Annotated in this window: 23 protein-coding genes and 4 tRNA genes; 9 read left to right on the plus strand and 18 right to left on the minus strand. The window is 41.1% G+C overall.

All coding sequences use genetic code 11. The features are described 5' to 3' along the window. Positions 1 to 280: 280 nt before the first annotated feature. The 4 genes from BCU91_RS16705 to BCU91_RS16720 all read right to left on the minus strand — a co-directional run bounded on the left by BCU91_RS16705 (position 281) and on the right by BCU91_RS16720 (position 724). Positions 281 to 356: transfer RNA gene (locus tag BCU91_RS16705), tRNA-Thr, on the minus strand. A 37-nt stretch (positions 357 to 393) separates the two neighbouring features. After that, positions 394 to 469 (minus strand) — tRNA-Phe (locus BCU91_RS16710). Between the two features lie 64 nt (positions 470 to 533). Then, positions 534 to 609: transfer RNA gene (locus BCU91_RS16715), tRNA-Thr, on the minus strand. A gap of 39 nt (positions 610 to 648) precedes the next feature. Further along, positions 649 to 724 (minus strand) — tRNA-Phe (locus tag BCU91_RS16720). A gap of 384 nt (positions 725 to 1,108) precedes the next feature. Here BCU91_RS16720 and BCU91_RS16725 point away from each other — a divergent pair. Further along, positions 1,109 to 1,660: a cytochrome b gene (locus tag BCU91_RS16725; RefSeq protein ID WP_102519273.1), complete on the plus strand. Its 552-nt coding sequence runs from the start codon at positions 1,109 to 1,111 to the stop codon at positions 1,658 to 1,660. Positions 1,661 to 1,789: 129 nt separating this feature from the next. Continuing rightward, the gene (locus BCU91_RS16730) at positions 1,790 to 2,377 is read left to right on the plus strand and encodes a YceI family protein (RefSeq protein WP_102440637.1); all 588 of its coding nucleotides are present in this window, start codon (positions 1,790 to 1,792) and stop codon (positions 2,375 to 2,377) included. 73 nt (positions 2,378 to 2,450) lie between these two features. Here BCU91_RS16730 and BCU91_RS16735 read toward each other — a convergent pair whose 3' ends face one another. From BCU91_RS16735 to mutY, 6 genes are all read right to left on the minus strand, one after another. Then, positions 2,451 to 3,323, minus strand: coding sequence for a CBM9 family sugar-binding protein (locus tag BCU91_RS16735; protein WP_241904104.1), 873 nt, complete (start codon positions 3,321 to 3,323; stop codon positions 2,451 to 2,453). Positions 3,324 to 3,463: 140 nt separating this feature from the next. After that, positions 3,464 to 5,863 carry a glycosyl hydrolase family 65 protein gene (locus BCU91_RS16740; protein WP_198590487.1) on the minus strand — a complete coding sequence of 800 codons (2,400 nt, stop codon included), beginning with the start codon at positions 5,861 to 5,863 and terminating at the stop codon, positions 3,464 to 3,466. Between the two features lie 16 nt (positions 5,864 to 5,879). Then, positions 5,880 to 7,277: an MFS transporter gene (locus tag BCU91_RS16745; RefSeq protein WP_102531947.1), complete on the minus strand. Its 1,398-nt coding sequence runs from the start codon at positions 7,275 to 7,277 to the stop codon at positions 5,880 to 5,882. A 388-nt stretch (positions 7,278 to 7,665) separates the two neighbouring features. Next, positions 7,666 to 9,468 (minus strand): aryl-sulfate sulfotransferase, encoded by a 1,803-nt coding sequence (locus tag BCU91_RS16750; RefSeq protein ID WP_102531948.1) that lies wholly within the window; start codon positions 9,466 to 9,468, stop codon positions 7,666 to 7,668. Positions 9,469 to 9,790: 322 nt separating this feature from the next. Next, positions 9,791 to 10,069 (minus strand): oxidative damage protection protein, encoded by a 279-nt coding sequence (locus tag BCU91_RS16755; RefSeq protein ID WP_102440634.1) that lies wholly within the window; start codon positions 10,067 to 10,069, stop codon positions 9,791 to 9,793. Between the two features lie 9 nt (positions 10,070 to 10,078). After that, positions 10,079 to 11,215 (minus strand): A/G-specific adenine glycosylase, encoded by a 1,137-nt coding sequence (gene mutY, locus BCU91_RS16760; RefSeq protein ID WP_102440633.1) that lies wholly within the window; start codon positions 11,213 to 11,215, stop codon positions 10,079 to 10,081. 163 nt (positions 11,216 to 11,378) lie between these two features. Here mutY and trmB point away from each other — a divergent pair, with 163 nt between their 5' ends. The 5 genes from trmB (at position 11,379) to BCU91_RS16785 (ending at position 16,096) form a co-directional block, all read left to right on the plus strand. Continuing rightward, on the plus strand, positions 11,379 to 12,095 hold the full coding sequence (trmB, locus tag BCU91_RS16765; RefSeq protein ID WP_102440641.1) for a tRNA (guanosine(46)-N7)-methyltransferase TrmB: 717 nt from the start codon (positions 11,379 to 11,381) through the stop codon (positions 12,093 to 12,095). A 55-nt stretch (positions 12,096 to 12,150) separates the two neighbouring features. Continuing rightward, positions 12,151 to 12,477 carry a 50S ribosome-binding protein YggL gene (locus BCU91_RS16770; protein ID WP_102531949.1) on the plus strand — a complete coding sequence of 109 codons (327 nt, stop codon included), beginning with the start codon at positions 12,151 to 12,153 and terminating at the stop codon, positions 12,475 to 12,477. Between the two features lie 8 nt (positions 12,478 to 12,485). Beyond that, complete coding sequence (gene glsB, locus BCU91_RS16775; protein ID WP_102440631.1) at positions 12,486 to 13,400, plus strand: glutaminase B; 915 nt, start codon at positions 12,486 to 12,488, stop codon at positions 13,398 to 13,400. Positions 13,401 to 13,798: 398 nt separating this feature from the next. Further along, the gene (locus tag BCU91_RS16780) at positions 13,799 to 14,608 is read left to right on the plus strand and encodes a YggN family protein (protein WP_102440630.1); all 810 of its coding nucleotides are present in this window, start codon (positions 13,799 to 13,801) and stop codon (positions 14,606 to 14,608) included. A 546-nt stretch (positions 14,609 to 15,154) separates the two neighbouring features. Further along, positions 15,155 to 16,096, plus strand: coding sequence for a LysR family transcriptional regulator (locus BCU91_RS16785; RefSeq protein WP_102440629.1), 942 nt, complete (start codon positions 15,155 to 15,157; stop codon positions 16,094 to 16,096). 659 nt (positions 16,097 to 16,755) lie between these two features. On the opposite strand, the gene BCU91_RS16790 is transcribed toward BCU91_RS16785, so the two are convergent. The 8 genes from BCU91_RS16790 to BCU91_RS16825 all read right to left on the minus strand — a co-directional run bounded on the left by BCU91_RS16790 (position 16,756) and on the right by BCU91_RS16825 (position 24,317). After that, positions 16,756 to 18,645, minus strand: coding sequence for a DUF885 domain-containing protein (locus BCU91_RS16790; RefSeq protein WP_102531950.1), 1,890 nt, complete (start codon positions 18,643 to 18,645; stop codon positions 16,756 to 16,758). A 295-nt stretch (positions 18,646 to 18,940) separates the two neighbouring features. Beyond that, on the minus strand, positions 18,941 to 20,092 hold the full coding sequence (gene hemW, locus BCU91_RS16795) for a radical SAM family heme chaperone HemW (RefSeq protein WP_102531951.1): 1,152 nt from the start codon (positions 20,090 to 20,092) through the stop codon (positions 18,941 to 18,943). A gap of 5 nt (positions 20,093 to 20,097) precedes the next feature. Continuing rightward, positions 20,098 to 20,697: an RdgB/HAM1 family non-canonical purine NTP pyrophosphatase gene (rdgB, locus tag BCU91_RS16800; protein WP_102440626.1), complete on the minus strand. Its 600-nt coding sequence runs from the start codon at positions 20,695 to 20,697 to the stop codon at positions 20,098 to 20,100. A gap of 308 nt (positions 20,698 to 21,005) precedes the next feature. Next, positions 21,006 to 21,440 (minus strand): DUF4426 domain-containing protein, encoded by a 435-nt coding sequence (locus BCU91_RS16805; RefSeq protein ID WP_102440625.1) that lies wholly within the window; start codon positions 21,438 to 21,440, stop codon positions 21,006 to 21,008. A gap of 213 nt (positions 21,441 to 21,653) precedes the next feature. After that, the gene (gene yggU / locus BCU91_RS16810; RefSeq protein WP_102531952.1) at positions 21,654 to 21,953 is read right to left on the minus strand and encodes a DUF167 family protein YggU; all 300 of its coding nucleotides are present in this window, start codon (positions 21,951 to 21,953) and stop codon (positions 21,654 to 21,656) included. A gap of 64 nt (positions 21,954 to 22,017) precedes the next feature. After that, a complete protein-coding gene (locus tag BCU91_RS16815; RefSeq protein ID WP_102440623.1) occupies positions 22,018 to 22,569 on the minus strand; it encodes a YggT family protein in 552 nt (183 codons plus the stop codon). An 86-nt stretch (positions 22,570 to 22,655) separates the two neighbouring features. Then, the gene (gene proC, locus BCU91_RS16820) at positions 22,656 to 23,474 is read right to left on the minus strand and encodes a pyrroline-5-carboxylate reductase (protein ID WP_102440622.1); all 819 of its coding nucleotides are present in this window, start codon (positions 23,472 to 23,474) and stop codon (positions 22,656 to 22,658) included. Between the two features lie 147 nt (positions 23,475 to 23,621). Beyond that, on the minus strand, positions 23,622 to 24,317 hold the full coding sequence (locus BCU91_RS16825) for a YggS family pyridoxal phosphate-dependent enzyme (RefSeq protein ID WP_102440640.1): 696 nt from the start codon (positions 24,315 to 24,317) through the stop codon (positions 23,622 to 23,624). A gap of 35 nt (positions 24,318 to 24,352) precedes the next feature. Here BCU91_RS16825 and BCU91_RS16830 point away from each other — a divergent pair, with 35 nt between their 5' ends. Both BCU91_RS16830 and BCU91_RS16835 read left to right on the plus strand, forming a co-directional pair. Next, positions 24,353 to 25,390, plus strand: coding sequence for a type IV pilus twitching motility protein PilT (locus BCU91_RS16830; protein WP_076542380.1), 1,038 nt, complete (start codon positions 24,353 to 24,355; stop codon positions 25,388 to 25,390). Positions 25,391 to 25,401: 11 nt separating this feature from the next. After that, complete coding sequence (locus BCU91_RS16835) at positions 25,402 to 26,514, plus strand: PilT/PilU family type 4a pilus ATPase (protein ID WP_102440621.1); 1,113 nt, start codon at positions 25,402 to 25,404, stop codon at positions 26,512 to 26,514. Positions 26,515 to 26,610 lie beyond the last annotated feature (96 nt).

The raw sequence follows: 26,610 nt of genomic DNA on the forward strand, positions 1-26,610 counted from the left end.
CTAACGTGCGGCCGTTGCTTTGGGCGTTACCACATATCAGGTCGCCATACTTTACCTAATGGAAGTCGTTGCTTTCAGAGTTTCAGCTCTAAATGATTTCTGTCCAATTACGTGTTATACCTACTCATCTTATGGTGTCGGGAATCTATAAATTCTTCAAATCTAGTACGCAGCTATGACCAAAGTAGGGCGAATAACAAGTAGCCTTGATTAGTTACTAATAAAGACCACAAATTTCAGACACAAAAAAGCCACTCATTGAGTGGCTTTTTTGTTTTTATGGTGCCGGCACCAAGAGTCGAACTCGGGACCTACTGATTACAAGTCAGTTGCTCTACCAACTGAGCTATGCCGGCTTATCTTTTTAACGGTGAAAAACCATTAAATTAAATATGGTGCCCGAACCCGGAATCGAACCAGGGACACGAGGATTTTCAATCCTCTGCTCTACCGACTGAGCTATTCGGGCGACTAACTATCGTTAGCTTGAAACTTACAAGAAAAAACCACTCACTGAGTGGTTTCTCTGTATATGGTGCCGGCACCAAGAGTCGAACTCGGGACCTACTGATTACAAGTCAGTTGCTCTACCAACTGAGCTATGCCGGCTTATCTTTCTTAACAGTGATAACACTATTAAATTAAATATGGTGCCCGAACCCGGAATCGAACCAGGGACACGAGGATTTTCAATCCTCTGCTCTACCGACTGAGCTATTCGGGCAACTAACTAAGCGTTAGTTTACTACTTCAAACTGGGTGCTAACTTAATCGTTAGAGCCTGTGTCGTTTGGAGTGCGCACATAGTATAGCGATGGTTTTAATCCTGCAAGTGCTTTTTTAAATGATTTTAATCGTTCGGCTAGTAAATGGCCAAACTGAGCGATTTTTTACCTTTAATTGGTTTAAAGCCCAATGATAGTGGTTTTAGAGAGTTTAATCGATATCTCAAATTGAATGCTTATTTGAGTAAGACTGGCTGGGTTTAGTCAGGACTCAATTAGTTTTATTGTTCTATTTTATCGAATGATTTTGGCGATTTTTAGCGATATTCTTTTTGTTTTGTGTCGATATAATCATTCAAATAGATTTTGACAAGGACAGCTTGATGTTAGCAAATACAAAAAATGGCTATGGTTTAGTGAGTATTAGTCTCCATTGGTTAAGTGCATTAACCGTTATTGGCTTATTCGGCTTAGGTTTTTGGATGGTTGATCTCACTTATTACAGTAGTTGGTATAAAACCGCGCCGGATATTCACAAAAGTGTTGGCATTTTATTGTTACTGGCAACGCTAGTGCGATTAGTGTGGCGCTTAGGCTCTGCGAAACCTCATGCAAAGAATAATCACAAGGCTTGGGAGCAAACGGCGGCTAAGTGGGCTCATGGAATGCTTTATCTATTAATGTTGGCCATTATGGCGACAGGCTTTTTAATTTCAACGGCTGATGGCCGCGGAATTTGGGTATTTGATTGGTTTGAAGTGCCGTCACTGGGCAGCTTTATTAACAACCAAGCTGATATTGCTGGCTTAGTTCATCAATATGCAGCCTATACATTAATAGCCCTAGTGATTATTCATGCAGCAGGCGCGATAAAACACCAATTGATTGATAAGGATGGCACTTTATCAAGAATGATAAAACCTGCCACAAAATAGTTTTAACACCTACAGCACTTGAATCGAGCCTGTAACTCGACGAGCTGAGAACGCTAATTATTAGCTAGCAACACTTATTAGTACTTGAACATATCAATAATATTGAATTTATAATAAAGGGAATGACCAATGAAAAAGCAACTTTTAGCCACAGTATTATCTAGCGTTATCGGCGCTGCAATGTTACTACCATCAGTCGCTAATGCGGCCGATTATAAGATAGATACTCAAGGTGCCCACGCATCAATTCAATTTAAAGTAAATCATTTAGGCTATAGCTTTGTAGCTGGTCGTTTTAATGATTTCAGTGGTGATTTTAGTTACGATGCGGCAAAAATTGCTGACACTAATTTGAATGTCACCATCAATACAACGAGTGTTGACTCAAACCATGCCGAGCGTGATAAACATTTACGCAGTGCTGACTTTTTAAATACTGGCGCGTTTCCTCAGGCGCAGTACACCTCGACTAGTGTTGAAGACCAAGGCAATGGCAAGATATTGGTTAACGGTAATTTGACCTTAAATGGGGTGACTAAGCCTGTGGCTATTGCCGCTGAATTTGTTGGTGAAGGCCAAGATCCTTGGGGTGGTTATCGTGCTGGCTTTATTGGTACCACAGAATTTGCCATGAAAGACTTCGGTTTTAAAATGGATTTAGGCCCAGCGTCTGCCAATGTTAGCCTAGATTTGGTTATTGAAGGGATTAAGCAATAACGTCTATTGAACAGGTTTACTAAAAACAACAAAGCCGTCAATGATATTAGTCATTGGCGGCTTTTTATGATGATTATTGTGCCGCTTTTAGAATAATACTGCCAAAAACATCAGCGTGTTTATAGCCGCGATTCATGTCGCCATTTAACGGCTTTATCGGGTGGGAACCAATAAAGTTCTCTCTTTGTTTGGAGCCATCATTATCACAATAGGCCAGCATAAAACCCATTTGTTTGTTGGCTTGTAAGCTAACGGCTGCAACCTGCTGCTTATCAAAAGCGCTTAAGCTGTCATTGTAACTGTCAGGGAATACCGTTATCGCCATTTCCCAATAGATTTTTTGAGGGTTAACTGGGTCTCTCGACCATGCTGTGGTGATATGCTCATTAAAGGTGGCGGCCTTTTTTTGCGTGGTAAAATCAGCCACTTGTTTATCTAATGCCACATGATAGGCAAAAGCATTATGGCTATATTGATGCTCGCCACCTGAGCCATCTTCATCAATAAACACCTCTACGGTGTCATCATCCCAATACCGCACTGTGGGATCAGCGCTTTGATCAAATAGCACATCATCAATCACTTCAGTCAGTAGATAGAGCTTATTTTCGCGCCAAAGCAGTTTATATTGGCCACTAAAATCATCGGCAGTTATAGCATCGCCGATGATCATTTGATCAATCGGTTGCCACTTAGCTTGTTGCCAATCAGATTCATCAGCAATGCCATCAAGGGTAATGGCTTTATTAGCGTAGTTAACTTCAATAGGGGCATGCACATATTCGGCAGATGTTTTGTTTGTGCTTGGAGCCGTATCAGCATTTGCCATTGAAGCAATTGCGGTGCAATTTAATGCCAACAGGCAGGGCAGTATTAGGCCTTTAAGTGAGGCGTTGGCCTTATGTTTATGGCTCGCTTTATTAGTTGGTTTTTCAGTGCAGTCCATTGTCCAGTAAACTCCTAATGTTTAAGTCTTAAAGTCAGTATCTTATAGAATCATTTATTATTGGGCATATTCACACGCTTTGACATTAGTCGAAAGCGTTATCTTAATCAGTAGCTAGGATACTGATTTTTCAACTTGCGTTATTCAGCCAGCAACACGCTGATGCTATAGCTTGTATTAGTGCTGATAGCTAAAATATGCTCACCTGCAGCATTAGTCTGTAAGCTTTTACCGTTAACTAAAACCTGCTGGGATATGATGTCTGCTCGCCTTTGTATTGATACATCCACAGTTGCGCCGCGAAAACGTCTGCTTACCTTTAGGCTAGGCCAGTGCTTTGGTAGTTGCGGTTTAATTTTTAAGCCGTCGCTGCAGCCTTTTAGGCCACAAAGTTGCTCGATGATAATTCGGTAAATCCAAGCGACGGTTCCAGTATTAAATAACTGGCTCGATTTACCCGCATCATCAGGATATTGAAAATAAGCCCCGCGGTAATAGTTGGGAATAAACACGGGTAATTGACCTCGGGTGAGCTCATTTTGCACATCTTCAGCAGTTATCATGGTTTGTAATAGTTCAAATGCTTGCTCTGTTTCGCCTTGTTCAAATAGGGCGTATATATAAAATGCCCCAGCATGATTATAAACTGAACCATTTTCAGCGGTGCCAGGAAACTTTTGGGTTAATCTGCCCACTTGCTCATCCATTTGGGTATAAGCGGGAGCTAGCATCATCATCCCAAAAGGTGTTTGTAATTGCTGCTTGATTTGCGGCTGCATCAGTGACCAGCGCTGATCATTAACTGCGCCAGACAACATGGCAAAAGTTTGCGGGTTAAGATAAATGCGGCCTTGATGATTATCGCTTACACCAAAACAGTGACCTGCATCGGTAATACCGCGGGCAAACCATTCACCATCCCAGCAATGTTCAATTACGGCATCATTTAATTGCGTTGCAAGTTGGCTAAATTTTGATGCTTTATTGTCACAGGCCATTTGCTGGCAAACTTTTGCCCACAGTGTCATGCTGTAAGCACTTGCTAACGTCAACCAGCTTGAAACACCCAAGCCTTTATAGCCCACCATGTTCATCGGATCGCACCAATCGCCTTGGTTGATAAAGTTAAGGCCGCGGTTATCACGTTGAGAGTATAAGAACTCCAGCGCTAAATTGACGTGCTCCATCACCGAAAGCTTATCTTCACTGTTGGCAAAACCAATGGTTTGATTTAAGAAATCAAAGTCGGCGGTTTCATTTAAATATGCCTCAATACAAATCACTAGCCAGACACAATGATCCGTGTGGGGGATTTGATTGATGTATTTAAGCTCAGATTCTGGGTGCAATAAAATGCCATCAGGCATTTCACCATTGCGATGTTGCTGGGCGAGGGCGACTTCGAAGGCGGCTTTGGCCTTGTTAGGGTTGATATAAATCATCCCCATAGCGTCTTGAAGGTAGTTTCTGGTTTGTGGATCGGTGCTTAATCGATTGACATCGCCATGGTAAAAAACCTGTCTAGGTAGCCAATGATTGATGAAGTTATCAAGCTTAGGGGTTGAGGATAAAAGGCTTAAACAGCCATTTTCTCTACTGAGATACGCTTTGTATTTATTTTGAGCTTGAGTAAATTGTGCTGTTGAACTCAAATAGCGCTGTTTTAACTCACTGGCTTCGTGAGCATCTTTTACCGGTGCAAAAACAAACTTTAATGCCACTGCTGGCTTGGTGTTATTGCTAGCGTCATCATAAGCGGCAAGCTTACGATTAAATTGCATTATCGCTGCAGGAGTTTGGTAATGAGCGGGCATGTTTTCTAAGCGGTTATTACTGATAGCCGTTGGGTTATGTAAACCGCCTTCGCCTTCAAAAACACTTTGACGGGTTTCGTAACTATCAGGGGTTGTGTCAGTTAGAAAGACCGTGGTGTCTTTAAAGTCTTGTTGAACAAAGTATTGATCGACTTTTTGATAGGGGGTGATTGAGTGACATAAAATTGCATTAAGTGAAGGATCAAATTTTGCTGATTGATTCATCCACGACATATAGCCCACAGGAAAGTAGCTATAAACGCTGATATCTCGCGCCGTTTGACTTAGGTTATCAATGGATAACTGCCATAGCTCTGCGGTATCTTCAGTGGCTAAGGTTAAGCTTAGTTTGCAGTGTAGGTTGAGGTGCTTAACTTGCCAACTGACTTGATGCTGGCTAACGATAAACTCAAATGATGCCAATGATTGCCTTACTGGCTCATAGGGCAATGAGAATAGTTCGTTAGTGAGGTTATCTTTTATATAAAAAAATCGCCCAGGATGATGGCTAAAATAGGCATGTTCTGGCTGCATAAAGGTTTTGGCCTCTAATGCTGGCCCATGGGCATATTTAGCAGGTTCTGGCTGCATAAATTGCGCAGTCGCAAAACCCCGACAATTCATTTGAATCATCATGTTTTTATTCCATAAAAAACCACAGGCTTTTGGCATAATGGTTGGACTATGCAAGCTGACGTTGCCATTTTTATGATGGTAAGTAATCACTATTTAAATTCCTCAACTACTCGCTTGCAGGCTCTGATTTATCAATAGCTTGATAAAGCGACTGGTTAATTTGGCGCATTTTTTGTTCATCTAAGCTGTAGTGTTTAACAACCCAAACCGCTAATAAGGCAAAGCCTGCAGGGATGATGGTATTGAGCAGTAAAATCCCCATTAACGAGTCGGGTGATTGCTGCTGATTTGCCACATAACCCATGGATGACAGCATCCAACCGATCATCGCGCCTGCAAAAGCGCCGCCTAATTTTTGCGAAAAGGCTGCTGCTGAAAAAATCATCGCGGTGGCGCGGCGGCCATTTTTATATTGTGAGTAATCAGCAGTATCGGCATACATAGAAAATACCAACGGCGATTTAGGCCCTAAGCAAAATCCAATTAAGGCCTGCATAATAAACATCAAGGTAAGGTTGTGAGCTGGAATAAAGTAAAAGCCAGCCGAAAGTATGGCAACAATGGTCATTAAACCAATAAGCAGTGGGCGTTTATCAAAGTATTTTGTTAATAGAGGCGTAGAGGCGGCGCCTAGGGCAAGTGAGATCATATAAACCGCGGTAAAGGTGCCAATGAGGTCTTCTCGGTTTACATAGTATTTAAAGTAAAAGGTGCCGGTACTGGCGCGCAAAGTGATGGTGAACATGATGATTAACGCTAAAGAGAATAAAATCAGCCATGGCTTGTTGTTGGTTAAATCGATTATGTCTTGTTTGATTGAGGTTTGTTGATTAGTTGGTGGCGCTATGCGCTCTTTAGTTGCAAAAAAAGTAAGGCAAAACAGCACCGCTGAAATAAGTCCATAACAGGCCATGGTCAGTTGCCAGCCTAATGCCTCATTACCCACGCCAAGATAAGTAACTAATTCAGGCGTCATATAAGCAACTAAAGTACCGCCAGAAAAAGCACCGATAAATCTAAAACTGGTTAATGTGGTTCTTTCCTGACTATTACTGGTGACCACACCTAATAGCGCGCCGTAGGGCACGTTAATAAAGGTGTACGCCAGCATCATGAAAATGTAAGTGCCATAAGCCCAAATCAATTTACCATCATCACCTAAATCGGGCACTGTGAAGGTGAGTACACCAGCTGCAGCAATGGGAATAATGCCTAATATGAGGTAAGGGCGAAATTTGCCAAAGCGGGTGTTAGTTCTATCTGCGAGGGCGCCCATTAATGGGTCTGATACCGCATCGATTATGCGAGTCACTAACATCATGGTGCCAACAGCTGCAGCTGATATACCAAATACATCGGTGTAGAAAATAAATAAGAACACATCAAAAACACGCCAATAAAAGTTAGATGCCACATCCCCAAGGGCGTAACCGACTTTTTCTTTAAAGGATAACTTATCGAATGTGACTGATGTGTTTTTTACGCTGGTTGCTGATTGTTCCATAATCGTTTTTATACCTTGATTGTTGCAATCTAACTTGAAGGTATTACTTACAACTAACCCACTATTCACTTGTATTTACAACATCTTCGCTGGGTTGATACCTGATAAAGTGTAAGGCTTTAATATTTAGCACGCCTAAGTCACGCCTAAGTGTAAGCGCTTACATTGTGATTTTAATGTAAATTATTAATCATTTTTTGACCAGTATTAATTTAAATAAACTGAATATGATTTTTTGAAAAGAGGCGGGTAGAAGCGTTTTATTGATCTGGGATAAAGAGGCTAAGGTATTCAGCCCTTTTCCATCAAAGGGCTGAATAACATTTACTAAATAATTCTTATTGGATAATTGTTACTGGGTAACTGTTATTGAATAAGAAGCGACTCACTATTTAAGCATCTCGTTTACTCGTATAACCTGAGCGCGGTAACCCGTTGCGAACATATCGTGACTATTGATATTAATGCGCACAGCGGGCTTGGTTTCGCCATAGCGATGCTCAACTAAAATAGACTTAACTTTACCCGTGGTGTCATCCATTTTGATATTGCCATAACCGCCACCTAATCCAAATAAACCGGCAGAGGCAAAGTAGCTCATCATGCTGTCTTTATCTTGCTGATATTTAACGATAGATGTTACTGGCGAGTAGCCTTGATAACCCAACTCGTCTTTACCGTATTGCCATACTTGGGTAACGGTTTTATTGGCCTCATCAATTTTGTATTCAACCGCGCGGGAATATTTTTCACTGGCAAACATTGGTTGACCTAGCTGACGTCCATCGCCATTATCAAATACCGTTAAAGTGCCCTTTTCAGGAACAAGATAAGCGGTATGGGAGGTGTATGAGAAGTCAAAATCACTGCCTCGGCAACGACCCTTTTCATTACAGCTAAGTTTGTTACCTGTAGCATCAACTGGCGAGAGTAGCTTGTCTTGGAACTTGTCACTCCAGCCTTTTTCAGGGCCTAATATCCATTTAACTTGTTTATCGCGGCCAATTTTGATTACCGCAGATTGATGACGTGAGCTAATGATGATGCTGTCATCTTTAGGGTCATAATCTATTGAATTGACATGGGCCCAGTTACGGCCTGTTTCCACTCCGTGAATATCACCATAAGGGGCATTCTTTAAATCGTCTAAGGTGGTTTGATGGCCAGCTTGATCAATATTGATATTTAAACAAACTGCACCGGCATCAAGGGATAATAATGCCGCATCACGCAGTGGGTCTAAAATAGTGTTTAAATCCCAGTAATCCACTAACTTACCTGTGTTATCAACCTCAATGATTTGATCGCGTATGGTGTTGACTAACATGCCATCAGCGCCGCGATAATCTTTGGCGGCGGCGCGAATAAAGATATTGCCGTTGGCAGCTTCAATCCCTTCGTGTGATGCATCGATAAAATTTCCCGGTAAATTGTGCTCTGAAATCATTCTTCCCATTAATGACATTTTTTTCCAGCCTTGGCCCTGTACCCACACCATGTTGCCGTCTTTAGTGACGTTCATGCCCATGGCGTAACCTGCGCTGTCATAATTTTTTGAGTTATGGGTGGTGTAAGGATTCAGATACCAACGAATATCACCGGCGGTATCGATAATGAAAAATCCTGGTTTCCCATCCCAAGAAAACGCCCCAGGTGCATCAGGGTTATTGTGGGATAACTGACCCGACTTTCCGTCTGGATTGGTCCAGTTTACAAAATAAAGGCGGTCTTTAAAGTCAGCGTCAACATGTTCTACTTCGACGATGGGCGCTTTAGCCCACTGGCTTTCTGAAAAGCCCATATCAATGTCTGGGGTTAGCATTTGATACTCGTGGCTGCGCTGCTTGCCGTTTTCAGTCCATTTAATTGTAAAGGTGTTCATAAAGGCAGGGTAGAGACCAAAAATGGGTACGCCACCTTCATCCATTACCCGCATATCATCAACTTGATAGTTTATGCTGACACCAGTTTCACCTTTGGCATGTATGGTGACATCCACATTGGAAATTTTATGGCCATTAAGAGTCACTAAAGCCGTTAGTGGGGCATTTTCATAGGGATTATGAATGATATAACCCAATGGCGCATCTGCCACTGGCATTGGCTTCATCCCCATGGGGTCTGCATTAACATTATTGATTGAATAAAGCAGTGACAAGGTCAATGCTGTATAAAGTATTGGCTTTAGCATGGGCACACTCTGAAATTAGTTATAGCGGCAGTATACCTTGGCATAATCGATAATAATGCAGTGTAACTAACAGAAAGTGTTATAATTTTTTACTTTTGATTAATAGCTCACGAAATAAGATTTTTAACTAAATTTAGGGAACTTTTGTGAATAGGCTGTGGAGTAACAACTATTTAAAAGCTATGGGGAAGTTAATTACAATTGTCTCAAAAGTGATTGGTAATTGATGCGAATAAAAAAGCCTACTTTATATCAACACGCCGTTAGCGGTTTTAAAGTAGGCTCTTAAGCTATTCAGCTAGCTAAGGGGTTAGCTATTTAGTTACTCGTCTTCACTTGGAGGTACATAACCTTCAACGGCAACATCTTTGCCTTCAAATAAAAAGCTAACCATATTCTCTTCAAGTAGTTTACGGTCATCAACATTCATCATGTTAAGTTTGTTTTCATTGATTAGCATGGTTTGTTTTTTCTGCCAAAGTGCCCACGCTTCTTTACTGATTGAATCAAAGATACGCTTGCCTAGATCGCCAGGGTAAAGTTGAAAATCTAAACCTGGAGCTTCTTTCTTTAAATATACGCAATTAACATTACGAGCCATGATTATTCCTTAAAGGGATTCCTTGACGGGATCTACTGCTAAAAGAGCGGCTAAGTTAGATAAAATCCGCTCAGTTGCTGCGGCTAATCCAACTTTCGCAGGATGATGTATGTTATACCAGAGTGTCTGATTTTGTTCCATTACACTTGAGTCAATTTGAGGCGATTGTTGATTTTCGCCGAGATTAACTAAGATAGGCTGAATATCTAAATGAAAATGACTAAAAGTATGTCTAAATCCTGCAAGCCATTGTGATTGTTCATTATTGTTGTTTTTTGCTGCGGCATATTCATTGCTGCTGTGATTAAACCCATTAGCACTGATATGTGCAAGCAGCGCCGCCTCAGTATCAAATTGAGGAAAACACCATAAGCCGCCCCAAATGCCTGCTGGTGGTCTTTTATTGAGAATGACTTCACCATCTTTATGCAGTACTAGCATCCATGCAGATTTTACTGGAATGGTTTTTTTAGGCTTTTTACCGGGGAATTCTGTCTGTCGGCCAGCAAGCTGCGCTTTACAATCAATTGCAACAGGGCATTGAGCACAATTGGGTTTACTGCGAGTGCAAACCGCAGAGCCAATATCCATCATGGCTTGGTTAAATTTAACCACATCTTTTTGCGGGGTTAACTTATCCGTTAAGTGCCATAATTGTTGTTCAACTGCTTTTTGACCTGGCCAACCTTCAATTGCGCCGTGACGGGCAAGTACCCGTTTAACGTTTCCATCTAATATTGAATGATGCTGACCAAGGGACAATGACAAAATGGCCCCAGCAGTCGAGCGGCCAATACCCGGTAAGGCTATGACTTCATCTAGCGCTTCAGGAAACTTGCCTGCATGTTGCTCACAAACTGTTTTAGCCGCTTTATGCAGATTACGGGCGCGGGCATAATAGCCTAACCCCGTCCAATGATGCAGTACATCATCTTCGCTGGCATTGGCAAGGGCTTTAATGTCGGGAAAGCTTTGCATGAATTTTTCATAGTAGGGGATAACAGTGGCAACTTGAGTTTGTTGCAGCATGATCTCTGAAATCCACACTCTATATGGGGTTTTATTGATTTGCCACGGTAAGGTCTTGCGTCCGTGTAAATCGTACCAAGCGGTGATCCGCTCAGAAAAGGAGTTAACTTTTTTCATCAGCGCAGTGTATATGGAGAATATTCTATAAACAAGGGAGCCTGTTAACTGATAAATACTTTAGTCATGGTGATTTTAAGATATACTTAGCCACTATTATTGGAACAAAGATGAAACTTTGAATAGTCGGCAATTTAAACGCTATTCAAATGATGAGGCATACATGAGCGACGTTACCACCGCTGAATTTAACGAAGATGGCAAATATATTCGTAAAATCAGAAGTTTTGTATTAAGAGAAGGCCGTTTAACCAAAGGCCAAGCAAACGCAATTGAAGCACATTGGCCTGCAATGGGTTTAGATTACACACCAGAAGCGATTAATTTAGCTGAAGTGTTTAAGCGTGATGCTGATACCGTATTAGAAATTGGTTTTGGTATGGGGGCATCTTTAGTTGAAATGGCTAAAGCGGCTCCTGAGTTAAACTACATTGGTATCGAAGTACATAAACCAGGTGTTGGCGCATGTTTAGTTGATGCCGGTGAAGCCGAAATTACTAATTTACGTGTTTATCATCATGACGCGATGGAAGTGCTTGAAAACAGCATTGCTGATGGCTCACTTGCCCGAGTACAATTATTTTTCCCAGATCCTTGGCACAAAAAACGTCATCACAAACGCCGTATTGTACAAGCTGAATTTGCGCAATTAATTCGTCGTAAGCTTAAGATTGGCGGTGTTTTCCATATGGCAACAGATTGGGAAAACTACAGCGAGCACATGTTAGAAGTGATGTCTGTGGCTGAAGGTTATAAAAACCAATCAGCAACCAATACTGTAGTTGAACGTCCAGATCATCGCCCGCTAACTAAGTTCGAAGCCCGCGGCCATCGTTTAGGTCATGGCGTTTGGGACATAATGTTCGAACGTATTGCATAATTATAATAAAATATTGTTAAAATAAGCTATTTAATCAACTAACTAGGAAATAACCATGGCTAAGACCCGAACTCGCCGTTTACGTAAGAAACTACGCGTTGATGAATTCCAAGAATTTGGTTTTGATATCAACTGGACTTTTGATGAGTCAATTTCTGAAGAAGATATTGATAAAGCTGTTGATGAGTTCATTGAACAAGTCATTGAACCTCGTAAGCTAGGTTTCCATGGTGGCGGTCATAAAATGTGGGAAGGCATTATTGCAACACAAGAGATCGGTAAATGTACCGAAGAAGATGCTGCTGCTGTTAAAGCCTTCTGGGAAGCGAAAAAAGTGCCACAACTTGAAGTTAGTGCACTGTACGACATCTGGTGGGGCTAATATAGCTAATGCCTGAGCAAATATTGCTTGATGAAGTGGTCGACAAGGTTCGGCCACTTATTGGTTTAGGGAAAGTCGCAGATTATATTCCAGCATTGGCTGACGTAGATCCAAACAAAATAGCAATAGCAGTCACTGGCGCAGATGGTCACACCATTGGCGCTGGGGATTATCTTGAGCCGTTTTCCATTCAATCTATCTCCAAAGTATTCAGCCTTACTTTAGCGTTAAGTTTGTACTCCGAAGATGAACTTTGGAGCAGGGTAGGTAAAGAGCCTTCAGGTCAGTCGTTTAACTCATTGGTTCAAGTTGAGCTTGAACGAGGCATTCCAAGAAATCCATTTATTAATGCTGGTGCATTAGTGATAGCAGATTTAATTCAAGCGCGCCTTGGTGCACCTAAGCATCACTTGCTTGAAGTGGTTAGAAACCTGAGCGAAAACCCTCACATACTTTTTGATAAAGTTGTGGCTAATTCAGAATTTCAGTTTAGTGCCCGTAATGCCTCTATTGCCTATTTAATGAAGTCATTTGGTAATTTTAACGGCGATGTTGATACAGTATTAAAGAGCTATTTTCATTACTGCTCATTAAAAATGAATTGCGCTGACTTATCAAAAGCGATGTTTTATCTCGCCAATCGCGGTAAAAGCCTAGCAGGGGATCAAATCGTTACCCCAGTACAAACCAGACAGCTAAATGCACTGCTTGCTACCTCAGGTTTATATGATGGCGCAGGTGAGTTTGCTTATCGGGTTGGTATGCCAGGTAAAAGTGGTGTTGGCGGCGGCATTATTGCGGTGATCCCTGGGGACATGTCTATTTGCGTATGGTCGCCTGAACTTGATCAAAATGGCAACTCACTGGCAGGCACTCGCATGCTTGAGCATTTATCACAATCATTAGGTCGCTCAATTTTTTAAACTCGCTTATGTTGCTGGGCAAGTTTTTTATGCCCATTTTCAAATGTTAAGCTTGAAATCATCCATTGTCTTTTTAGTATCCTCATCCACGAGTTTGAAAATCATCTATTCTTAAATCTACCCATATAATAGCGATGATGAAAATTACCAACATTTGGCTTATTTCACACATAGTTAATATAAATCCAAATCTAAAAGCTAAACCTATTAGTTATTATCTGCTTTAAGTTATTGATAAAAAGCTTATTTATGTTTTTGGCACAGCCTGTGCAATAACTTGGTATCAGTCTAATTAACATTGAAACTAGATATCAAAACGTTGGCAGTAGCTTAGTGAGCAGTTTAGCCACTCGCCCCATTGATTATCTACATAACGATTAACAGCAAGGATAGAGCTAATGAATACCCAAGGTTTATTTAAAAGTATTGCACTAACTGGTTTGATTTTTACCGCAGGGGCTATGACGCCTGCGGTGGCCAAAATGTCCCTTGAAGATAATCAATGCAACGTGACCTTAAACTATGATGTTACCGTTGAGCCACAAAAATTATCCTTTAGCGAAAAAGGCGCTGAGGTTTACCGAGTCGAACTTGGAAAGTTATATATTGATGGCAACCAAGTTGCACTAAATGATAAGCAAGCAGCTTTGTTAGCTGATTATTCGGAGCAAGTATCTAAACAGATCCCAGAGGTAATTGATTTAGTTGATGATGCTGTTATTTTGGCAACAGATGCAGTGAGCATGGCATTAACCCCTATTTTTGGCGATGCCACCGCGGCTAAATTGGATGAGCTTTTAGCTGGAATTCAAAGCCGTGTTGACCAAGCTGCATATCAACAAGGGGATAAGTTTTATCTTGGCGCGACAGAGTCTTCGTTAGAAGAAGCATTTAATGAAGAGTTTGAACAAGAAATGGAGCAAATGATTAAAAACTCCATGGGCAGTTTTATGATGGCGCTAGGGGCTGAAATGATGTCTTCAGAAGGCGGAAGCTTTGATGAAAAAATGACTGCCTTTTCAAGCAAAATGGAAAGAATCGGTGAAGATGTTGAATTGCAGATTTCTGAGCAATCAGAGGCCATAGAAGCTAAAGCCAAAAAAGTCTGCGGTAACTTTGAGCAGTTAATGGTGCTTGAAAGTGAATTACGTCAATCCATCCCACAGCTATCTTCTTATGAATTAGCGACATTATCAGATACTGAGTAGCGGTAACCTTGTAAGTTCTAGCATTGTCAAAATGCACCTGACCTTCCCCTGTACCTTGTGCAGGGGCTTTTTGGTTAAACCATTCCTGCTTAAATTACCAATCAAAAACTTCACCCGCCAATCAAGCTCTAGTTAACTATCTGTTATTTGTGCTACTTTGTAGCGAGATATGCTAGCCGAGCTAGTCGTTTTTTGTCTAATTGCCACCGTTCAAGTTGAGAAAATGTCATTAATATTACAGTTTATCGTAGATTTGTTCTGATAAAAAAATTGTATATTATAAATATAGAGCCATTTATACAATTTTTGGTATACTCCTAAAACTATAAAACTGTATGGCGTTAACCAATTAACTTGTTGTTTTAGTTTTGGTTGGCTATTCATGATAATGGACTATCGAAATTTAATTTCTTTTTGGGTGAGTGGCGCAACGTTTAAAGAACCATATAAAGTAGGTGGCGTTTATGCAGCATTGTCTGTAATAAGCGACATTACTTGGAACTCAAAAAATATTTTTAATGTCGTAAACAGCTTAAGGCGACTCCAATGTTAGAACTATTAGAACCTATTGCTATTTTTACTCATGTTGCTAGAGCCGGGAGCTTCAGTGCCGCTGCCAGAAGGTTGAGTATATCTAAGTCCAAAGTAAGTACTCAGGTTGCTGATCTTGAACATAAACTTGGGGTTCAACTCATCCAACGTACTACACGTAGTTTAAGTTTAACTGAAGCGGGTAACTTGCTTTACATACAAGGTGAGGAGTTATTACGTGATGCAGAGCAGGCCGTTGCTAGTGTGCATAATCTAAATGATGCCACCCGTGGTGTACTTAAAGTCGGTATTTCTCAGTCTTTTGGTACCATGCATATTATTCCTGCATTACCTGAGTTTATGGCACGACATCCAGAGCTTGAGCTACAAGTTAGCTTACTGGATCATAAAGTCGATGTGGTTAGTGAAGGTTTAGATTTACTTTTGACTATGTCTGAGCAGCTACCATTAGGTATGGTTGCAAGACCATTAATGAAGTGTCAGTTCTTATTAGTGGCATCGCCAGAATATATTGCCCAACATGGCAATATTTCTCGACCTGAACAACTTGTTGATCATAACTGTCTAGTCTACCAAGGTGAGTGGCATGAGCACAGCATGTGGCAGTTTAAGAAAGCTGATGATTACTGTGAAATTGGTGTTTCTGGTAACTTCCGGGTTGATAATGCACCAGCATTAAAATCGGCCGCGGTTAGCGGTTTAGGTATTGCCTACCTAGCAAGTTATTTACTTGAAGATGAAATCGAACAAGGTACATTAGTGCCGTTATTACCTGATTGGCAATTGACCAACAACTTACCGCTACAGGCTGTTTACCCAAGACGTAAGCACCTTGCCCCTAAAGTAAGTGCATTTATTGAATTTATTAAAGGTCATATTGGTACTACACCTTATTGGGATGGTAAGTTTGATCATTTATACAAATTACGTAAATAGCCATTCAATGGGGTTTCTAAGTCAGTAACTAAAACTGGAAACATTGTTCGAATTTTAAAACAAAGTCGCAACTTAAGTTGCGACTTTTTTATTTGTACAATAAAAACAATAACTTGATTGTCTTGTGCTTGAAAAACGCTCAGGTTGTTTCTGTGCTGAGTTATTAATGTAGTATAAAAAGCTGCTTGAACTCTGTTCTTAAATCAATACAATAGATTTCAGTTGATTCGGAATGATTTGAGTCACGCATCTTGTTGAGAAATGACCCCTTTTCAGCTTTTTGTGCAAATCAGCAACTTCGCAAGTTTTGAATCACTGCTGGCAGAGGTTTTAAAATCAGAACAATGCCGGCTTTGAAACCATCATCCTAGTTTTAATTGGTTTACCCCAGACATTGTGCTGGGGTTATTTTTTCTGCCCTATAATATCCGCTTAATTTGTTTACTCTCTCGCCTTTGTACTTTTGTTCTCTTTTAAGCTGCCAATTGAATATATTTGTCGGGTATAGCATTTGTTAATGCACTCGTTATTGAACTTGTTATTGCCTTGGTAATTTATAGAGTGGCGCTCATTACTTAGATTTCATTACTTAGGCTTTAGTACGAGCCAAAAAGAAGGCCACTAAAAAGTGGCCTTAGATAACTTAATCGATTGGTTGATTAACCGCGATTTGAGTCTGCTGATTGGCTTAATAGCTCAGGTTTATTGGTTTGATTAATCCAATTGTCCACTTCAGCTTCTAATACATCTAATGGTACAGGGCCATTTTGCAGTACTAGGGTATGGAACTGACGAATATCAAACTTGTCACCTAATTTAAGCTTGGCGTTTTCACGTAGCTCTAACACTTTAATCATACCGACTTTATAGGCAGTAGCTTGGCCAGGCATCACCACGTGGCGTTCTACCATTTTAATGGCATCAGACTTAGCATTTGGGGTGTTGTCTACGTAGTATTGGATACCTTGCTCACGAGTCCATTGTTGAGTGTGGATCCCTGTGTCTACAACCAGACGACAAGCACGCCATAGCTCCATCGCTAAGCGGCCAAAGTCAGAGTAGGGATCAGCATACAAGCCCATTTCTTTAGGGAAGTATTCAGTATAAAGACCCCAGCCTTCAATATAGGCAGTATAGCCACCGAATTTTCTAAATTTAGGAATACCTTCCAGCTCTTGGGCAATGGCAATTTGCATGTGATGCCCAGGGATCCCCTCATGATAAGCCAAGGCTTCCATTTGGTAAGTGGGCATTGCTTTCATGTCATACAAGTTGGCGTAGTAAGTACCAGGGCGTGAACCATCGGGAGCGGGTTGATCATAGAATGCTTTACCAGCAGACTTTTCGCGAAAGGCTTCAACAGGTTTAACGATTAATCCGGCTTTAGGTTTAATATTAAACACTTCACCTAAGCGTGACTCCATATTATCAATTAGGTCTTTAGCTTCGGTAATGTAACGAGTTTTACCTTCATCGGTGTTGGGGTAATAAAATTGTTCATCATCACGCATGAAAGCCATAAACTCGGCTAAGTTGCCGGTATAATTTACTTTTTTCATGATCGCACGCATTTCATTATGAATACGTTCAACTTCTGCTAAACCTAACTGATGAATTGTTCCAGAGCTCATATCAGTCGTCGTAATACGATTTAGACGAGTATTATAAAAATCTTCGCCTAAAGGTAACTTCCACACCCCATCACGGCTATCAGCTTTGGCTTCTAATTCATGTAAATAGCTGATTAAATTGTCATACCCAGGTTTTACACTTTTAATTAAGGCTGTTTTAGCTGCCGCCAATAATTCATCTTTTTGAGCTTGGGTAATATCGAGCTTCTCGATTTTACGGTTAATATCACCCCATAGGGTGCTTTTAACTTCAGTATCAGTAAAAGGTGCACCCTTGATAATATTTTCGCTGTCTGAAATCACATAAGGGAAGACAAACTTTGGCGCGATAATATTTTTATCGGCGCGAATTTTTAATGCATCGATCACTTGCTCAGTTACATGCTTTACACCGTTTAAACGGCTAATGTAAGCCTGTGCATCACTGACATTTTCAACTTGATGTTGATTGATAAGGAAGGTAGCAATAAACGAATGACTACCACGCATCTGGTTTACAGGGTAATTATGGTAACGCCATTTATCATCGCTGATTTGCTGCTCTAAGCCTTGTTTCATTAATTTGTAGCTAAGTGCCGTTTGCTTGTCTAACTTAGCAACATTAATAGTTTCAAGTTGTTTTAAATGCTTTTTAGCTCTGGCTAAGTCTTCGTCAGCAGATTTATCACTAAAATCACCCCATTTGTCATAATCAGTTTTGATGCGTAAATAGGTTTGGGAAATCGGGCTAGCCATTACATTTTCCATGAACATACTTTCAAACAGCTCATTGGCTTTTTCTGACTCGGTGGTGGCTGTTTTAGTGGAGGCTACTGTATTGGTTAAAGGTTGGTGCCCTGCAGTGTGGGCGATTGCGGCGTTTGATAATAAGCTGGTTAAAGCAACGGCTATTAATGTCGTTTTTGTTGTTAGTCGCATAGGGTTTCCGTTAGCAAAGTAATAGAACAGGAGATCGATTGATATCCTAAATGACACAAGCATAAATGTATAACGTGAAATGTTAGCAATTGTGTCTTAAATGTTGCTGAATTTACAGGGTAAATGCGAAATGATTTATTTAGTGACTTGCAGGCACTTTGCTTAAAGCGCCAAGCTTAATGGGCAAAGGAAATCAAAAAAAGCCTAATGCATTAACCTTGTTTTATAAAGGTAATCCATCAGGCTTTTATATAGGCTAGTAATAACTTTAATAAATCAGCTAGCTATAAAGTAGCTAATCTAAAAACTGCGACAAAATATCATTAACAAACATATGGCCTTTGGCGGTTAATTGCCAATGGGTCTCAGTTTCGGTTAATAAGCCTCTTTCAATTGACTTGGCAATACCTTCATCAAGCTTTGACATAGGTAAGCCGGTGCGCAGTTCAAATTCAGTTTTAGGGATAGCCGTCATTAACCTGAGTCGATTCATTAAATATTCAAGGGCGCGATCTTCAGCTAGCACTTCAGTAGTTTCACTGGTGTAATCTGACGTTGCTAGATAACCCTTCGGATGCTTAATTTTGACGGTGCGAATAATCTTATTGAGCTCAGGTTGAGTAATCTTGCCATGGGCGCCGCAGCCAATCCCCAAGTAATCGCCAAATTGCCAATAATTGAGATTATGTTTGCACTGAAATCCGTCTTTGGCATAAGCAGAGATTTCATATTGCACATAGCCAAGTGCTGCCAGCTTCTTCTGTCCTTGCTCATAGATATGCCACAAGTTTTCATCGTCAGGCAATTGTGGCGGTTTAGAGTGAAATAAGGTATTTGGCTCTATGGTCAGTTGATACCAAGATAAATGCGGTGGCATTAACCCAGCAGCAGTATCGATATCGGCCATGGCTTCATCAAATGACTGATTAGGTAAGCCGTGCATTAAATCTAAGTTAAAGCTGTTGTAACCTGCATTACGGGCTGTATTAGCAGCGGTAACGGCTTCATCCTCATCATGGATACGGCCAAGAAGGTTGAGTTTATCTTTTGAGAAACTTTGCACCCCAATGGACAAGCGCGTCACCCCTGCAGCGCGATATGCGGCAAAGTCATCATGCTCTAACGTACCCGGATTGGCTTCCATGGTAATTTCAATATCATCTTCAAAACCAATGGCGGCTTCAGCACCGGCTAGAATGCGCTGTATTTGGGTGGCTTCAAATAAAGATGGCGTGCCGCCACCAATAAAAATGCTGTGAAGTTTTCGCCCTTGTACATAGTGAAGGTCGTGATTGAGATCGGCTAAAAGTGCATCAACATAAGCTTGTTGCGGTAATACTCCATGCTGACCATGGGAGTTAAAATCACAATATGGGCACTTTTGAACGCACCAAGGGATATGGATATATAAGCTCAGTGGTGGCAGAGATAATTTCGCTGATTGCATGATAGTTACTTAATAATCCCTTTGGCTTTCATAGCGTCTACAAGCAAAGTAAGTGCTAACCCACGGTGGCTCAACTGGTTTTTTTGCTCACTTGAAAGCTCGGCAGCCGAAATATCAAACCCCTGTGGAATAAAGATAGGGTCGTAGCCATGGCCTTGCTCACCTTGAGGGCTCAATCCTATAGTGCCTTCCCATGCCGCTTGGCAAACTATTGGGGTTGGGTCTTTAGCATGGCGCATATAAACCAATACACACTGAAAGCGTGCTTTGCGCTGTGTTTTGTTTGCTAATGCAGCAAGTAATTTAAGGTAATTGTCTTGCTCGCTGGCGCCTTCGCCGCCGTAACGGGCTGAATAAATCCCCGGTGCGCCTTGAAGGGCATCAACTTCTAAACCAGAATCATCTGCGATTGCGGCTTTACCAGTGATTTCTGCAGCGTGGCGGGCTTTAATAATGGCATTTTCAATAAAGGTGGTGCCTGTTTCAGCCACTTCTGGAACGTTAAATTGGTTTTGCGGTAAAACCTCAATATCAAATTGGGCTAGCATCTGATCAAACTCTGTTAGTTTACCTTTGTTACCGCTTGCTAAAACAATCTGTTGCATGGAATACCTTTTTATTAAATAAGGGGGCTGATGTTTTAAATAGTGCTTATGGGGTGAGCAGGCTTTGCAGTAAACTAAAACTCACATCAAATAAGTGGCATCTAGCCTTAAAAAAGGCTTAGTTTTCGCCTTGACTGGCTATTTAAATTTTCATCAATGAAATTGGCCTAATGATACCTAAGCACTGAGTTGATAGACAGCAGCAAAGGATAAAATAGCTATGGTTTGCGCAACTAAATAAAAAGCTAAACCTTGAGGTTTAGCTTGTTAAAAGTGCAAAATCATTTGAAATAAGCCGCTGTTTAGCCTTATTCCACATAAAATTTTTGTTTGAACTTTAACGATGTATTGAGCTTATTGCCGTACTTTATCGTCAGGTTAAAGTTGATTTGTTGATCGTCTCGGTATGGCACTTGGGCGATATAATAAATAGCATCGCCTTCACGGATTTCTTTAAACTCTAAATCCATTCGTGCATCAAGTAAGTTGTTGGCTACGCCAGCGATTTCAACAGCAACGGCGGGATTACCTTCTTGACTGGTATCTAACACTGCAATATTGACAATACCGTTGTAATTACTGCGTTCAATACCATAGGTTTTGGCAATAGCAGGGGTAATAAAGGTACTACCTAATGCCATGTAATGAATATCATAATTACCGACAGTCTGTTTTTGTTCTGCTTGAACGGTCGTTAGGGTACTCATTAAAATGACAAAGCTACATAAAAGGGTGCGAAACATAATCTAAATCCTTGATCGACTCTGTGTTGCTAACAACTGGCTTAATTGACCTAGCGGGTTAGTTTAGCCCTAGGTTAGTTAATCGTCGCGACGAAAGAGTTGATTCACTAATTGGAATGTAGACTTAAGTATAGAGAATTTTTAGCCAGATCACCCGTAATTGGATCATTTTGATGGATGATTTCAATAATGGATGATTTCACTAATCGATGCTTAGTTGCATTGGGCTATTATCTGCGATATTTCAGGCGGGATCTTTAACGGGCTAAGTATCTTCACTTGCTTATGACGGCCTTGAAGCCCTTTTAGAAGCATCACATCAGACTTTGGCACTTTAAAGGCTTTGGCTAAATACTTTATCAGGTGGCTATTGGCTTTACCGTCGATTGGCGGGGCTGTGATGGCGATTTTTATTTCATCACCATGTAAGCCCACAATTTTATCACGGCTGGCTTTAGGCTGAATATAAAGATTCAGCAACAGATCTTGCTGTTGCTGAATAATGGCAGGCATTAGCTTAACCTCGCTCGGAGGTTAAAGCATAAAGCTCGGTGGTTAAAACTAAAAACATTAAGTTTTAAACCTGAGCCCAAAATGGAATGTATTGCGCCAATAAAATATTAAGAAAGTTCATTGCAATCAGCACTAACATCACCGATAAGTCTAAACCACCCATAGGAGGCAGGATACGACGAACAGGGGCTAAAAAGGGTTCGGTAAGTTGATCCATTACCATCACAATCGGGTTGTGACCTTGGTTAAACCAGCTAAGCAGTGCGCGCAGAATGAGTACCCAAAACAGTAATACTCCAGCTTCTTTTAATACTGAAACCACAGTAAGAACACCAAGCATTAATGGGTCAAATAGCGCAGCAGGTGTCATAGCGGTAAGTATTGAATATTTTATAAATACCACCAATAAGGCCAGTACGATTGATGCGGTATCAATACTGCCCATAGACGGCAATACACGGCGCATTGGGGCTATGATAGGTTGAGTGGCTTTAATCACAAACTGGCTAAATGGATTGTAAAAATCAGCTCTGGCTAATTGTAGCCAAAAGCGCAGCAGGACTATCATAAGATAAAGACCAAAAACGGTATCGATTAAGAAATGTAGTGCATTCATTGAGTGTGCCTTAGTTGATCTGAAGTTGATCTAAAATTGAACTGAAAATTATCTTCACGGGCTATTTTCCATTAAATATCGTTTGTTTAAAATGTTTTTGCCATTTCTTGTGCCCGTTTTATGCAGTTTGTCATAGCTTTATCCACTAAACCGCGTAAATCGCCTTGTTCGAAGGTTTCAACCGCTTGAGCTGTAGTGCCGCCTTTTGAGGTAACATTATTACGCAAGGTTGCTAATGAAAGTTGTGGATTTTGAATCACCATTTGCGCCGCGCCTAATGCCGCCTGCTGGGCAAGCGCTCTTGCTGTGGTTTCATCCATGCCAGATTTAATGCCATGGTCAATCATAGACTCAATAAACAAGAAAAAATAAGCCGGTGAACTGCCAGCTAATGCAATCACTTGGTTAAGCTCGTCTTCTTTTTCAACCCAAACAATTTTGCCACCACTTATCATTAAGGTTTCGCAAATTTGTTTATGCTCTGCTGAAATGGATTCATCGGCGTATAAGCCTGTCATACCCACGCCAATTTGCGTTGGTGTATTAGGCATAGTGCGAATAAGGTTAATCGGTTGCTTAAAATAATCGACATAGCGCGCCGCAGGAATGCCTGCAGCGATAGTGATTAATAACTTTTTTGATAAATCTAACTGACTTAGTTGCTCACACACCATTTGCATTAACTGCGGTTTTACGCTGAGTACAATCACATCTGCGTCATCTGCAGCAGCAATATTGTCGTGAGATACACCAATATTAAAATCGGCTTTTAACGCATCTAATTTACCAACACTGGGATTGGTGGCGTGAATACGATCTGCTGGGTAACCATTACTGACTAAACCACTGATAATTGAGCGGGGCATATTGCCTGCACCGATAAAACATACTTTTGCTTGAGTCATATTAAGGGTCACTTTTAATTTTTATGTCGGCTGTTATTTGCTAATTGCTTATTTACTAATGTTTGGGCTATTGCTTACTAATACAAGCAGTAGCGGATAAATTTTAATTAATGATTTGGCGTTTTTGGCGTTTTTGGCCTTTAGGGTTTATGGGTAATCTCGAGCGCCAAATATTGCGGTGCCAATTCTGACCATGGTAGAGCCATGCTCAATCGCCACCGCCAGATCATTACTCATGCCCATTGATAGGGTGTCAATGTCAGGGTATTGGCTTTTTAGCTGCGCAAAAAGCTGTTGCAGTTTGGCAAATTCTTGGCGTTGCAGAGCGATATCGCTGGTGGCAGTCGGTATGGCCATTAAGCCTCTTAAAGTCAAATTAGGGAGCGATGCTATCACCTTAGCTAAAGCGCTAACCTCGGTCGCTATCACCCCTGACTTTGATGCCTCTTCACTGATATTAACTTGAATACACACTTGCAACGGCGCTTTACCTGCTGGTCTTTGGTCATTGAGGCGCTTAGCGATTTTTTCACGACTTAAAGTGTGCATCCAATCAAAATGCTCGGCAACAATACGCGACTTGTTGGACTGCAAAGGGCCGATAAAATGCCACTCAATATCACAATAGTCATCTTTTAGTGCGAGGACTTTTTCTTCGCCCTCTTGGACATAATTTTCACCAAAGCAGCGCTGGCCCGCTTGATAAGCCTCAATAATAGCCGATATGGGCTTAGTTTTACTGACGGCAAGTAAGGTGACTTCTTCACTATTACGTGAACAATTTTGCGTCGCTTGTGCAATTTGGCTCTGGGCGATTGATATTCGGTCTGCTATTGTTGTCATATTGTTTTGATTTGTTTGAATGGATGTCATTAGTCATGGAAATAACTGAGTTACTTGCCTTTAGTGTAAAGCACAATGCATCAGATCTACACCTTTCTGCCGGTGTTTCTCCGATGATTCGCGTTGATGGTGAAGTGAGAAAAATCAACTTACCCGCATTAGACCATCAAGCTGTTCATGGATTAGTCTATGACATCATGAATGATAAACAGCGTAAGGACTTCGAAGAACATTTAGAAATCGATTTCTCGTTCGAAGTGCCAAACCTTGCCCGTTTTCGTGTTAACGCATTTAACCAATCCCGTGGGGCTGGTGCCGTTTTCCGTACCATTCCCAGCGATATATTATCACTTGAGCAGTTAGGCGCTCCTGAAATTTTCAAAAAGATTTCAAGCTTCCCTCGTGGATTAGTCTTAGTAACAGGGCCGACAGGTTCTGGTAAGTCTACAACACTAGCGGCGATGGTGGATTATATTAATAATGAACGCCATGACCATATTCTGACCATTGAAGACCCAATAGAATTTGTGCACCAAAATAAGCAATGTTTGGTCAACCAACGTGAAGTGCATAAACATACCCATAGTTTTGAAGCGGCGCTTCGAAGTGCACTGCGTGAAGATCCCGATGTTATTCTTGTGGGTGAGATGCGTGACCTTGAAACCATTCGCTTAGCAATGACAGCAGCAGAAACCGGTCATTTAGTTTTTGGTACCTTGCATACCACTTCAGCGGCTAAAACCGTTGACCGTATTGTTGATGTATTCCCTGCAGGCGAAAAGGACATGGTACGTACTATGTTGTCTGAATCTTTGCAGGCGGTTATATCGCAAACCTTAATTAAAAAGGTTGGCGGCGGCCGAGTGGCAGCTCACGAAATTATGATGGGCACGCCAGCTATTCGTAACCTTATTCGTGAAGATAAAGTCGCACAAATGTATTCAGCTATTCAAACGGGTATGTCTCATGGAATGCAAACCCTTGAACAGTGTCTACAAAACCTAGTCAATCGCGGCCTTATTAGCCGTGATGATGCCATGTCAAAAAGCTCTAACAAACAAGCTAACTTTTAAAGGAAAGTAAAATGGATGTGCATCCTTTTTTAAAGGTAATGGTTGACAGAAAGGCTTCAGATTTATTTATTACTGCAGGCTTTCCGCCCAGCGCCAAAATTGATGGTGAGCTAAGACCACTATCGGATAATAGCTTTAACCCTGAGCAGTCATTAGAGTTTGTTGAATCCTTAATGACAGAGGTGCAAAAGAAGGAGTTTCACGAGTCTCGTGAATGTAACTTTGCTTTTGCTGCAAAAGATTTAGGCCGTTTCCGTGTCAGTGCTTTTTGGCAACGTGAATCACCCGGCTGCGTGATGCGCCGAATTGAAACCAAAATTCCTGAAGTTGATGACTTAAAACTACCGCCGATCCTTAAAGACTTGGTGATGAGTAAACGTGGTTTGATCATCATGGTGGGTGGCACTGGTACTGGTAAATCAACTTCGCTGGCAGCATTAGTGGGTTATCGTAATGCCCATGCTCGCGGGCATATTTTGACCATAGAAGACCCAGTAGAATTTGTTCATGACCATCGCAAAAGTATTATCACCCAGCGAGAAGTCGGTATTGATACTGATTCATTTGATGCCGCGCTTAAAAGTTCGCTGCGTCAAGCGCCCGATGTGATTTTGATTGGTGAAATTCGTACTCAAGAAACCATGGAATTTGCCTTAACATTTGCAGAAACAGGTCACTTATGTATGGCGACCTTGCATGCTAACAACGCTAACCAAGCGTTAGACCGTATTATGCATTTAGTGCCTGAGAGCAAGCATAACCAGCTATTGTTTGATTTATCATTAAACCTTCGCGGTATTGTGGCGCAGCAATTAGTGGCAAAATCTGATGGTAGTGGCCGTAGGGCAGCAATCGAAGTCTTAATTAATACCCCACGTATAGCCAGTTTAATTGCTAACAATGAGCTGCATTTACTCAAAGAAACCATGGCTAAATCAAGAGAGCAGGGCATGCAAACATTCGACCAAGCCTTGTTGGATTTATATCTTGAAAAAGAGATTAGCTATGCCGATGCATTACATCACGCTGATTCACCCAATGATTTACGCTTAATGATTAAACTGCAAAGTAATGAAGCTAACTCGTCAGGGATGATGGATGGGGTGACATTTGATATGAATTAACGGCTAATGTTGGTTGTGCTTTTAACTATGTGTTCACATTAGTGTTAATCTCCATCGATATTATTAAATATTTTATAAAAAGGCCAAGGCGTAAGC

Source organism: Shewanella sp. 10N.286.52.B9 (genome assembly GCF_002873635.1).
Lineage (GTDB): Bacteria > Pseudomonadota > Gammaproteobacteria > Enterobacterales > Shewanellaceae > Shewanella.